Consider the following 11,904-nt stretch of genomic DNA (forward strand, 5'->3'; position numbering starts at 1 on the left):
TCTAGTCTAATTTCTACAAATATATAATTTTGGATGGTATAAATACAATCTCAAAAATATTTTTTAATTCTATTTTAATTAATGTAAAAAATGTCTAATTCCAGTAAACATCATCGGGATTTTATGCTCGTTAGCCGCCTCGATGCTGTCCTGATCTTTTACACTTCCTCCTGGCTGAATGATCGCTGTGATTCCTTCCTGAGCGCAGAAATCTACGACATCACGGAAAGGGAAAAACGCGTCAGAAGCCAAAACTAAGTCTCCTGTGAATTTCTCTTTAGCTCTTTCAATCGCTTGTTGAGTTGCCCAGATTCTGTTTACCTGTCCACCTCCGATTCCGAAAGCCTGAATTCCGTTGGAAACTACAATTGCATTAGATTTTACATATTTTACTACCCTTTGAGAGAATAATAATGCTTTTTTCTGCTCTTCTGTAGGCTGAGTTTCAGTTACCACTTTAATATCATCTGAGAAGATGCTGTCGTTATCCTGAACTAAAATTCCACCGTCGATTTTCACCCAAGTCTGTTTGTCAGAAACAGGATTCACGATTTTTATAATTCTTAAATTTTTCTTCTTTCTTAAAATTTCTAAAGCTTCCTCATCAAATTCAGGAGCCATAACAATTTCCAGGAAAGTTTTGTTTAATTCTTCTGCTGTTGCTGCGTCGATTTTGTAGTTCATTGCAACAATTCCGCCAAAGATAGAAACAGGATCACATTCGAAAGTTTTTGTATACGTTTCCAACGCTGAAGTTCCGATCGCAACTCCACAAGGTGTAGAGTGTTTTACTGCACAACAAGCCATTTCTTCTTTGAATTCAGTTACTACTTTCCAGCAAAGATCCATATCACGAAGATTATTGAAAGACAATTCTTTACCTCCCAATTGTTCGAAATCTTTCATTGCACCGTTTTCGAAAGTAGAAACGTAGTAAGCTGCCGTTTGATGCGGATTTTCACCATATCTAAGGTCAGAAACTTTTTTGTAAGAAGCATTCAAATAAGTTGGATAATCTTCTTCCAAAAGCATTCTTGAGATGGCTCCGTCATAAGCAGAAGTAAGGTTGAATACTTTTCCTGCCAGTTTTTTACGAGTTTCGATGTACGTGTCACCGTTTTGCTCCATTTCGATTTTTACTGCTGCGTAATCTTCAACATCAGTAATTACCGTTACAGAATCAAAGTTTTTAGCAGCAGAACGAAGCATTGAAGGACCTCCGATATCTATGAATTCTACCTTTTCGTGAAGAGAAATGTCTTTGTTTACATTTTCGAAGAAAGGATAAAGATTCACGATTACCATGTCAATCAGGCCAATTTCGTGCTCCTGAACTGTTTTCATGTGTTCTTCGTTGGAGCGAACCGCCAACAGACCACCGTGAACTTTCGGGTGTAATGTTTTCACTCTTCCGTCCAACATCTCAGGGAAATTGGTAACCTCATCAATCTGAATTGGATTTAAACCAGCGTCTTTCAAATGTTTGAACGTCCCTCCTGTAGAAATCAATTCATAATTTTGGGCTTCCAAAAACTGTGCGAATTCGATTAATCCGCTTTTGTCAGAAACACTGATTAAAACTCTCTTTTTGCTCATTTTACTTTCGATTTTTTGCTTTTTTTGACAGGATTTGTCATCCTATCCTGATTTAAATCGTCCCTTCGGGACTCTTTTAACCAAGAACTTTTACTTTCAATTTTTACTTTTTACAGCTATTTCAAACTGTAGACCGGTTCTTTCACCTCCGATCTTATTTATTTTTACTTAGATTTTGCTTCTTGAAAAATTTTTAAATCTAAATGTGTTTTTTTGTTTTGATTAAAGAGTTGCTTTCCTTCGTCAAGCTTAGGATAAACTTTAAGCTCAGCATGACATCTCTAATACTAACTTTTTTACTTTCTGTTTATCATTCTGAAAGCATCTGCTTAGATTCCTATGGAATGACAAACTGTTGTTTTTAACGCAAAGAGCGCTAAGATTTTTATTTTTCTTGCTGAATATTTTTCGTTCGCAAAGGCGTTTCACTCAGCAAAGGGTGGATGTTTTTTTAATACTTTATCTTTATTAACCACCCCGTCAAAAATTCTTTGAATTTTTGCCATCCATCCAAAAGAGGGGAATTTTTGTATCGCTAATAATTAGTGTTTTAATTATTATTTAATACTTTATTTATTGCTATTGGAAAAATTTCGTATTCTATAATATGAACTTTCTCTGCAACGGTTTCGGGAGTGTCATTTTCTGTGACTTCGAATGATTTTTGAAGAATGGCTTCTCCTTCATCGATTCCCGGAGTTACAAAATGTACGGTTGCTCCGCTTTCTTTTTCTTTTGCTTCAATTACCGCGTTGTGAACGTGATGTCCCCACATTCCTTTTCCTCCGAATTTCGGAAGCAACGCCGGATGAATATTGATTATTTTTCCGACCCAGTTTTCACAAAACTCAGGTTTTAAGATTGATAAAAATCCTGCCAATACAATTAAGTCTGTATTTTCCGGAATGATTCTACTCAATTCGCTGCTGAAGTTTTTTCCTCTCGGAATCAGAACGTTTTCTATGTTATGATTTTTTGCTCTTTCAAGTCCGTAACATTCTCTGTCGGCAACTACTAAAGATACTTTTGCATTCTGGATTTCTCCGTTATCAATGGTATCGATGATTCTCTGAAGGTTTGTTCCTGAACCTGAAACAAGTATAACTAAGTTTTTCATTTTATTTTGTGAGCCTTGTCAAGATTTGAAACCTTGACAAGGCTTTCTATGTTATTAACTAGCCCCGATTGCAACGGCATCCTTTTTCTGAAATGGCTTTGAAAAAAAGCGTTGGCGAAAAAGATACAGTGGAAAGCGGGATTAAGCTCCTAAAATTTTAAATCAATCTTTTCAGCTCCTTCCGTGATTTCTCCGATTTCGTAAGCATCATCAAGAAGACTTAGTACTTTTTCAGCTTTTTCAGCATCTACAACTATGATCATTCCGACACCCATGTTGAATGTTCCGAACATCTCTTCACGAGCTACGCCACCTCTTTTTTCAAGTTCCAGCATGATGCTTGGAATCTGGATTTTTGAAGCGTCGATTGTCGCGCAAAGTCCGTCACCGATAATTCTCGGAATGTTTTCGTACAAACCACCACCCGTGATGTGAGCAATACCAGCCACTTCAACATCAGCAATAACTTTATGAATATCTTTATAATATAATCTTGTTGGAACTAAAAGCGTTTCGTACAAAGGTTTTCCTTCGAATTCTTCGTTGAAATCCGGGAACACTTTTCTTACCAAAGAGAATCCGTTTGAGTGGAAACCTGAACTTGGAAGAGCGACGATCTTGTCACCAGCTTTGATTTTTGATCCATCAATAATTTGATCTTTTTCCACGATTCCTACGCAGAATCCTGCAACATCGTAATCTCCTGGTTGGTACATTCCCGGCATTTCGGCAGTTTCACCACCGATTAATGCGCAGTTGTTGTCTTTACAAGCTTCTACCATTCCTAAAACGATCTCAGCAGCGATTTCTGAATCCAGTTTTCCACAAGCTAAATAATCAAGGAAAAATAAAGGCTTTGCACCGTGACAAAGGATGTCGTTCGCACACATTGCGAAGCAGTCTACCCCGATAGAATCGTATTTTTTTGAGTCTAAAGCCACTTTAAGTTTAGTCCCAACTCCATCTGTTCCTGACACCAAAACAGGATTTTTGTAGCCTCCGATTTCGTAGAAAGCTCCAAAACTTCCCAAATGATTCAATACATTGGAATTGTGAGTTTCGCCCACCGCTTTTTTGATCTTATCAACGGTTTTGTATCCCTCCTCTTTGTCTACTCCTGCAGATTTGTACGTGTTGCTCATAGTATTTAATGTAACAGTGTATCAGTTTAACAATCTAGCGATAATTTCAATTGCCAGGGTGCCCGATTGACACATTTTATTTTTACTTTTTATTCAAATTTAGAAAACAAAAAAGCCGACAATCTTAGTAGATTATCGGCCGTTATTTTATCTGAGAATTTCAGAGCCCACAATTTTCCCTTTCTCGGAAAAACATTCTTTATAGGAGGTCTGAATTTTCATTTCTTTTCTTTTTGCAAAGATATTAATTTTATATTAATTTTCAAATCTATTTTTCAAGGATAGATTCAATAGCCGAAATTTTCTGAATTTTCTCTTTTAACTCACTGTTTTTCTCTTCGTTAGATATTTTTTGAGCTTCTTTATCAAAATTATCATTAAAGAAAGGAAGCGTGAAAGTATCAACAATATTACCTCCGTGAAGCGGGAAACGCTTTTCAGCAGCTTCTAAAACACCTAAACCACCTCTTCCTCCTGGAGCAGTTGCCATCAACAACATAGGAACCTGATTCCAAACGGCTCTGTCTTTGATTCTTGAAGTCCAGTCGAATACATTTTTAAACGCTGTTGAATATGTTCCGTTGTGTTCTGAAAGTGAAATTAAAAGTAAATCTGCGCCATCAATTTTTGCAGCAAAATCGTGAGCTTGTTGAGGAACTCCGCTTTCTGCTTCTCTTTGGTGTTTGTAAATTGGCATTTCAAAATCGTTCATGTCTACGATTTCAACTTCTGCATTTTCAATTAATGATGAAGCGTAAGAAACTAATAGTTTATTGATTGACGTCTCGGAATTACTTCCTGCTACTGCTAAAATTTTCATTGTTTTCTATCTATTTTAAAGTAAAGTTATTTATAACTGTCTTGAATTTTAACGCAAAGGTCGGGAAGATTTTTGTGAAAATCTAATATTTTATGTTTTTAACCACCCCGTCAAAAATTCTTCGAATTTTCGCCACCCCTCCAATGGAGGGGAATTTTTACTATGCGAAAATTATTTTGTTTTAATTATTTCAAATACACCGGTAATTCCATTGGAACTTCCATTAATAGGATTTCTGTGTCTTCTTCAGCTTCAATGTTGAAACTTTGGGTGTCCCAGATTCCTAAACCGTCTCTCTCGTTTAAAATTCTGTCGCCCACTTTTGCGCTTCCTTTTAATACAAAAGCATAAACACCATTTCCTTTTTTATTAAGCATATAATTTTTGCCATTTCCTTTTGTGAAATTGGCTAAATTGAACCATGCATCTTGGTGAATCCAAACTCCGTCATCATTTTTATTCGGGGATAAGATCTGTTGGAATCCGTTGATTTTTTCACCTTCTTTGATGCTTTTCTGATCATATCTCGGTTCCACATCCATTTCTTTTGGGAAAACCCAAATTTGAAGAAATTTTACCGCTTCATCTTTATTTTTATTATATTCGCTGTGCATCACCCCCGTTCCGGCACTCATCACCTGAATTTCGCCTTTTTTAATAACAGCCGTTGTTCCCATAGAATCTTTATGTTCCAAATCACCTTCCAAAGGGATAGAAATGATTTCCATGTTTTTGTGAGGGTGTGTTCCGAAGCCCATTCCCTGAGAAACGGTATCGTCATTCAAAACCCTTAAAACACCAAAGTGTGTTCTGTCATGGTTCTGATAATTCGCAAAACTGAATGTATGATAAGAATCTAACCAACCATGATTGGCGTGACCTCTTGTATCTGCTTTATGATATACTGTTTTCATATTGTCTGATTTAATGATACAAATGTACGGTGGAGGAATCGGAAAAATGTTGATGTAAGGTAAGAAACGATATGGAAATATGATCAACAATTATTGAACATTCATCACTGAGATTTGAAGACAAAGTTCATTAAGTTTTTTGAAAATTGATTTTTTAAGTTTCACCAAGCCATTCTACTTATATAAAGACACAGAGATCTATTAAAAAAATGAAAAATTTTCTTAATTTAAATACGTGATCATTCCTTCCCCATTCTTCGCAGCTTCCGCATACATTTTCTGAACGACTAAAAAATTATCCGCTAAATACTCAAAAGCATCATCTCCTTCTGCCCAAATTTCAGGATAAATTCCTAACTCGGTCATTTTCTCAGGATCGAATTTTAATTTAAGATCATTAACGGTAATTTCAGCAATCTGTTTACTCAAATCAACAACCTGCTCTGGTGTTAAATAATGAGCTGGGCCATATCCTAAATCTTGATTTTCATCAATCAACTGCCCGCTGAATAAAACTTTGGTAAGCGGATGATTTATTTCCGATATTCCATCACCCGTCAATAAAAACAGAATTCCGTCCCAAGCTTTGTCGATATCATCTGGATTTTGATAATCCGGGTTTTCATTTTCACCGTAAAGCCTAGCTTCTAACAAAGAACTGTCGTTTAAATATCCTTCAAGTTCAGCTTTTGTTACCCGAAGTAAATTTCCTATCATACTCATAAATCAAATATTTTTTGCTTATTTTGATGTTTAAATTTTAGATAAAAATAAAAAAAACGAACCGAAGCCCGTTTTATAAGTATTGAAATTTTATTTTAAAAATGTACCTGTTGAATTTCTTCTTCAATTTCTTTTGGAGTATCATGTTCTGATTTAACGAAAAATAATGTTAAAACCGCTCCCAACAACATACAAACTCCACCAACAACTACATAATCAATGGCTTGTTTTCCGAAAACACCACTTACAATAGGACCTCCGAAAATACCGTTAATAATCTGCGGAATAACAATGAAAAAGTTGAAAATCCCCATATAAACGCCCATTTTCTTTTGTGGAATTGAATCGATCAACATCGCATAAGGCATCGCCAAAATACTTGCCCAAGCAAATCCCAATCCGACCATTGAAATCCAAAGATTGTTGACATCTTTAATGAAATACATCGAAATTAGCCCCAAACCACCACAAGCCAAAGCTAAAGCGTGAGTTTGTTTTTTTCCAATAAATTTAGCGATCGGTGTTAAAGCAAAAGCAAAGAAAATCGCATAGAAATTATAACTTCCGAACAAACTTCCCGTTAAATCTCCGGCTTTATTAAATTCTGCAGAATGTGTATCATCCGGTGAAAGCCCAAAATGATGAGTCGCCAAAGCACTTGTTGTAAAAACCCACATCGTAAACAATGCAAACCATGAGAAAAACTGAACAATTCCCAGTTTTTTCATCTGAGATGGGATATTATTAAAATCTTTGAAAATATCTGAAAATTTAGATTGATGTTCCACGATTTCCTTACCATCATCAAATGCTGCGAATTCTTCAGGCGAATATTCTTTAGTTGTAATAATCGTATATAAAATGGATACAATTAAAACCGCCGCACCAATGTAAAAAGCATAAATCACATTATCTGCAACAAAACCTTTGGGAGCTGAATTTGAAACGCCCCATTTTGTCAGCCAATTTGGTAAATCCGAACCAATAACCGCTCCAATTCCTATTAAAATCGTCTGAACAGAAAAGCCAATCGTTCCCTGATGTTTTGGCAACATATCTCCTACCAAAGCTCGGAAAGGTTCCATCGCTACGTTGATGGAAGCATCCATCATTGCTAAGAAAATAACAGCCAATAATAAAACATTTGCAGCCATCATTTGCGTTGCAGAAGCTGCATTTGGAAGCATGACCAAACCTATTGCACAAAGAATGGCTCCAATTAAAAAGTATGGTTTTCTTCTTCCCAAAGGACTCCAGGTATTGTCACCCATGTGACCGATGATGGGTTGAACAATCAATCCCGTAATCGGTGCAACCAACCAAAACCAAGACAATTCGTGAACATCAGCTCCGAAATTAGCCAAAATTCTACTTGCGTTTCCGTTTTGCAGTCCAAAAGCCATCTGAATTCCCAAAAATCCCATGCTCATGTTGATGATTTGAAGCATTGATAAATTTGGTTTTATTTTTTTCGTCATTGTATTATTTTGATTTTAATTGTTGAATTAAAGCATCCTCAATCGGAGCTTTTTCTGCCACTATTTTATCTACAATATCGTTCGGAACCGTCACAGAAAGTACATATTGTTTCACTTTCCATTGTCCGTTGATTTTTTCGACAACGCCCGAACCACGACAGATTTTCATTTGAGTATCTAATAATTCATCAAACCAAGCCAGTTTTCCGTCTTTGCTGAAATAGATATTTCTTTTTAATGAAGTGAAATTCCAGGTTGTTTTTTTATCGAAAAAAGGTCTTGCCCAAGCCATAAATGCTTTTTTGTCCCAAACTTCAGTAGCATCTGTTCCGATGAATGTGGATTCGTCTGCGAAATAATTGAAATAGGTTATGAAATCAGCTTTTGCAGCAGCAACGTTGAAACCATCGAGCATTGTTCCGATTGCTGTTTTTTCTTTGTCGAATTTTGATTGAGCTGAAATGGTTGTAAAACTCAATACAAACAGGATGAATGTAAAGAATATTGTTGTTTTTTTCATGTTTAATTTTATTTTTTAACGCAAATAGCGCAAAGTTTCTTTTTTAACTACTAACTGTTTTTAAGTTCTCAAAGGCGTTTCACTTAAACAAGATCATAAAGATTTGATTGTGATATTTGTGAAAACATTTATGCTATTCGTATTTAATTCTTTTTTTAACGCAAAGAGCGCAAAGTTTTCTTTTTTTAACTACTAAACATTTTTAAGTTAGCAAAGGCGTTTCACTTAAATAAGATCACGGAGACTTGGTTGTGATATTTGTGAAAACATTTGTGCTATTCGTGTTTTAATTCAATTCAATGACCATCGATGTTTTCGCTGGGATTGTTAAGCGGTTTTGCAATGAAAATTCTTTGTCGGAAATAATGTCTTTTCCTTTTGAAAATCCCTTTAAAGATTCTGCAAAATGTTTCAGATCCAATGTTTCTTCTTTTTCATTGTTATTTAAAACTACCATTACGCTTTCTTTTTCGTTATATCTAAAATACACAAAAACATTATTCTGAGGAACGAAATTTTTAGTTTTTCCGGTGTGAATCACTTCTTTTCCTTTTCTCCAGTTCAGTAATTTCTGTGTGAACTGATAAAATTCCTTTTGATCAGGCGTTTGATTTGATGGATTAAAAGCGTTTATTTTATCCGATTTCCAGCCACCCGGAAAATCTCTTCTGATATCGGCATCGCCGCCTTTGTTTTTATCACCGCGCATTCCTACCTCAGAACCGTAATAAATTTGTGGAATTCCACGAACCGTTGAAATTAAAGTCAACCCTAATTTATATGCTTTCGGATCATCATTAAAAATTTCATTCCATCTTTCGGTATCGTGATTCTCGAAGAAAACCATGACATTATTAATGTCAGGATACAAGAAATCGCTTGATAAACTATTGTAAATACGATTCATCCCGCTATCCCAGCCTTCTTTTTCCTTCAATGCTTTCGGCATATCCCCGTACAACATAAAATCCATAACCGACGGAAGATTAGAATTATAATTTGCTGCTTCTCCCGTTTTGGAATCCTTTTGCCAAGCCGAAATATGACCAGCAGTATTCAACCAAGTCTCTCCAACAATATTGAATTTTGGATATTCATCGGTAATCGCTTTTGCCCATTTTGCCATTGCTTCTTTGTCATTGTAAGGATAAGTATCTACCCGAAAGCCTCCCAATTCAGCGTATTCTATCCACCAAATTGCATTTTGCGTTAAATATTTTAAAACCAAAGGGTTTTTCTGATTAATATCCGGCATTGTTGTGTCGAACCAGCCGTCCAAAGCTACTTTTTTGTCAATTTCTGAAGCATTGGTGTCGAATTGAGTTGTGGTTTTATAATTCGAACGTTTGAAACCATTTTCACCATCCTTGAAAATATGAATCCAATCTTTGGTTGGTAAATCTTTGATCATCCAATGCGAAATCCCCCAGTGATTGGTAACATAATCCATCACCAGCATCATCTTTCTTTTATTTAATTTTTGAGAAAGTTCTTTGTATTCTTCATTCGTTCCGTAACGACCGTCGATTTTATATAAATCAGTTTGCGCATAACCGTGATAAGAATACACTTTTTCATTGTCTTCATTCACCGGAGTTAACCAAACAGCCGTTGCACCAAGATTTTGAATATAATCTAAATTATTGATAATTCCTCGCAAATCTCCGCCATGGCGCCCATTGGGAAGACTTCTGTTTGCTTTTTCAGTCAAGTTGGGTTGAGAATCATTTTTTTCATCGCCATTGGCAAAACGATCCGGCATAATCAGATACATCACATCTTTTGAGGTAAAAGATTCTCTGTTAGCAGAGTTAGGTTCTCGTTGTTTCAATTCATACGTATAAGAACCTATATTTTTTTTACCTTTTTTGATATTAATTTTAAACTTCGGAACGTTGATCTCATTGGTATTTACCGTTACAAAAACATAGTTCGAATTTTCAGTTTTCTGAATATCTTTCGCCTGAATACCATCCGAAAGTTCAATTTCATTATTGGCTATATCTTTTCCATAGACCATGATCTGGAGTTCGGGATTTTTCATTCCTTTCCACCAAAATGCGGGTTCTACTTTGTCTAAAGGTTTTTGTGAGAAAGCGATAATCGCAGTTGAGAGAGCGATGATGGTGTATATTTTTTTCATTTTAATTTAACATTTATTGAATATTTCTTCTACATTTTTTAACGCAAAGTACACTAAGTTTTCTTTTTAACTACTAACCGTTTTTAAGTTCACAAAGGCGTTTCACTTAACTAAGCTCTCAAAGATTTTTGTCTTAAGTTAGTTTTTTAAACTTTACGCTTTTGTATTTTTTAACGCAAAGGGCGCTAAGTTTTTTTGACTACTATTGTTTTTTAAGTTCGCTAAGGCGTTTCACTTAACGAAGCTCACAAAGATCTTTTATTTTGCATAAGTCAATTTTAAAATTTTAATTTAGCCTATATTTTATATTTTTTAACGCAAAGAGCGCTAAGTTTTTTTGACTACTATTCTTTTTTCGTTCGCAAGGGCGTTTCACTCAGTGCTTTTGATATTTGTTTTAAATTTTATCTTTTTCGGTATAGCCGATGCAAAATAAGGTTTCACCTTTGTTGACGGGCGGAGTTCCTATTTTATAGAGGATAATTCCGTTTGTATTTGAAATAGCGTCTTGTTTTTTATTTCCGAATTCATCGGTTATATAACCTAAGATTTGATTCTTTTTTACTTTGTCTCCGCTTTTCAAATCGCTGTAGAAAATTCCGTTTTCAGGAACTTTGATATAGTCTTGCTGATTGAGCAGAATTGCTGTTTTTTTGTTGATGAACTTCGATTTACTTCTTATATAATTTCCGGAATTTTCGAGCATATTGTAAACTGCTGTTTTTATCATTTCTACATTTTCTTTTTGCACCATTCCCAATTTTCCGGCCTCAATACTTAACGCGGTAATTCCTTGTTGAGTAGCTTGTTTGAAAGCATATTTTGCGGGTTCAGTTTGGGTTAAATTGTAAGGATATGAAACAATGTGATCAATTTGCGACTGAACTGATAAATCATGAGCCAACTTGGTATTTTCAGGAGTATCTTTTCTGTTGTAATAGCATACAAATGGCAGTAAATCTTCGTTGGCATCACCTCCGTGAATATCTAAAAATATCGTTGAATTTGAGATAATTTCTTTGGTGATAATATTTGCAATTTGGTCCGTCGGAGTTCCATTTGCAGAACCCGGAAAAGCGTTGTTTAAATTCTTTTGGTCTAAAGGATTAATGAAAGGTGTTCTTTTCTGAAAAGATTCAACATTCGCAATCGGAACAATGATGATCGTTCCTTTGATCTGATCGGGATCTATTTCCTTCAATATTTCCTGAACGGCAACAATTGGCGGATATTCGTAACCGTGAATTCCTGCCACGATAGTGAAAACCGGTCCTTTTTCCTTCCCTTTAATTATAGAAACAGGAAGATAAGTTTCTTTTGTCTCACTTTTAATAGTAAAAACGGTATCTTTTCTAAATGAACCCTTCTGTTCAAGGATTTGACTTATTTTTTGTGCATTGACCCAGGAACCCATTATTGCTAATGATAACAATGTCGCTTTCTTCATAATT

Annotated in this window: 10 protein-coding genes; all 10 read right to left on the reverse strand. The window is 35.4% G+C overall.

Annotated features, from left to right (window positions below; all coding sequences use genetic code 11):
- Nucleotides 1-78 precede the first annotated feature (78 nt).
- The 10 genes from purH to OXQ85_RS14590 all read right to left on the reverse strand — a co-directional run bounded on the left by purH (nucleotide 79) and on the right by OXQ85_RS14590 (nucleotide 11,900).
- Nucleotides 79-1,596: a bifunctional phosphoribosylaminoimidazolecarboxamide formyltransferase/IMP cyclohydrolase gene (gene purH, locus OXQ85_RS14545; protein ID WP_267405405.1), complete on the reverse strand. Its 1,518-nt coding sequence runs from the start codon at nucleotides 1,594-1,596 to the stop codon at nucleotides 79-81.
- 550 nt (nucleotides 1,597-2,146) lie between these two features.
- Entirely contained in the window at nucleotides 2,147-2,713 is a 567-nt protein-coding gene (gene purN, locus OXQ85_RS14550; RefSeq protein WP_267405406.1) for a phosphoribosylglycinamide formyltransferase, read from the reverse strand.
- A gap of 149 nt (nucleotides 2,714-2,862) precedes the next feature.
- A complete protein-coding gene (gene purM, locus OXQ85_RS14555; RefSeq protein ID WP_267405407.1) occupies nucleotides 2,863-3,855 on the reverse strand; it encodes a phosphoribosylformylglycinamidine cyclo-ligase in 993 nt (330 codons plus the stop codon).
- Between the two features lie 268 nt (nucleotides 3,856-4,123).
- Nucleotides 4,124-4,675: an NAD(P)H-dependent oxidoreductase gene (locus tag OXQ85_RS14560; RefSeq protein ID WP_267405408.1), complete on the reverse strand. Its 552-nt coding sequence runs from the start codon at nucleotides 4,673-4,675 to the stop codon at nucleotides 4,124-4,126.
- A gap of 185 nt (nucleotides 4,676-4,860) precedes the next feature.
- Nucleotides 4,861-5,589, reverse strand: a complete 729-nt coding sequence (locus OXQ85_RS14565; RefSeq protein WP_267405409.1) for a pirin family protein — start codon at nucleotides 5,587-5,589, stop codon at nucleotides 4,861-4,863.
- Between the two features lie 222 nt (nucleotides 5,590-5,811).
- Nucleotides 5,812-6,312, reverse strand: coding sequence for a YfbM family protein (locus OXQ85_RS14570; protein WP_267405410.1), 501 nt, complete (start codon nucleotides 6,310-6,312; stop codon nucleotides 5,812-5,814).
- A 95-nt stretch (nucleotides 6,313-6,407) separates the two neighbouring features.
- On the reverse strand, nucleotides 6,408-7,790 hold the full coding sequence (locus OXQ85_RS14575; protein WP_267405411.1) for an MFS transporter: 1,383 nt from the start codon (nucleotides 7,788-7,790) through the stop codon (nucleotides 6,408-6,410).
- A gap of 4 nt (nucleotides 7,791-7,794) precedes the next feature.
- Nucleotides 7,795-8,310, reverse strand: a complete 516-nt coding sequence (locus OXQ85_RS14580) for a nuclear transport factor 2 family protein (protein WP_267405412.1) — start codon at nucleotides 8,308-8,310, stop codon at nucleotides 7,795-7,797.
- Between the two features lie 286 nt (nucleotides 8,311-8,596).
- A complete protein-coding gene (locus tag OXQ85_RS14585; protein ID WP_267405413.1) occupies nucleotides 8,597-10,453 on the reverse strand; it encodes a glycoside hydrolase family 13 protein in 1,857 nt (618 codons plus the stop codon).
- 397 nt (nucleotides 10,454-10,850) lie between these two features.
- Entirely contained in the window at nucleotides 10,851-11,900 is a 1,050-nt protein-coding gene (locus OXQ85_RS14590) for a M14 family metallopeptidase (RefSeq protein WP_267405414.1), read from the reverse strand.
- Nucleotides 11,901-11,904 lie beyond the last annotated feature (4 nt).

It is taken from the genome of Chryseobacterium sp. GM_Chr_2, assembly GCF_026540445.1.
In the GTDB taxonomy this organism is placed as follows: Bacteria; Bacteroidota; Bacteroidia; order Flavobacteriales; family Weeksellaceae; genus Chryseobacterium.

Coding starts and splice junctions, on each gene's coding strand:
- purM (WP_267405407.1), bottom strand. CDS start 3,855: ATGAGCAACACGTACAAATCTGCAGGAGTAGACAAAGAGGAGGGATAC.
- OXQ85_RS14560 (WP_267405408.1), bottom strand. CDS start 4,675: ATGAAAATTTTAGCAGTAGCAGGAAGTAATTCCGAGACGTCAATCAAT.
- OXQ85_RS14590 (WP_267405414.1), bottom strand. CDS start 11,900: ATGAAGAAAGCGACATTGTTATCATTAGCAATAATGGGTTCCTGGGTC.
- purN (WP_267405406.1), bottom strand. CDS start 2,713: ATGAAAAACTTAGTTATACTTGTTTCAGGTTCAGGAACAAACCTTCAG.
- OXQ85_RS14585 (WP_267405413.1), bottom strand. CDS start 10,453: ATGAAAAAAATATACACCATCATCGCTCTCTCAACTGCGATTATCGCT.
- OXQ85_RS14575 (WP_267405411.1), bottom strand. CDS start 7,790: ATGACGAAAAAAATAAAACCAAATTTATCAATGCTTCAAATCATCAAC.
- OXQ85_RS14565 (WP_267405409.1), bottom strand. CDS start 5,589: ATGAAAACAGTATATCATAAAGCAGATACAAGAGGTCACGCCAATCAT.
- OXQ85_RS14570 (WP_267405410.1), bottom strand. CDS start 6,312: ATGAGTATGATAGGAAATTTACTTCGGGTAACAAAAGCTGAACTTGAA.
- purH (WP_267405405.1), bottom strand. CDS start 1,596: ATGAGCAAAAAGAGAGTTTTAATCAGTGTTTCTGACAAAAGCGGATTA.
- OXQ85_RS14580 (WP_267405412.1), bottom strand. CDS start 8,310: ATGAAAAAAACAACAATATTCTTTACATTCATCCTGTTTGTATTGAGT.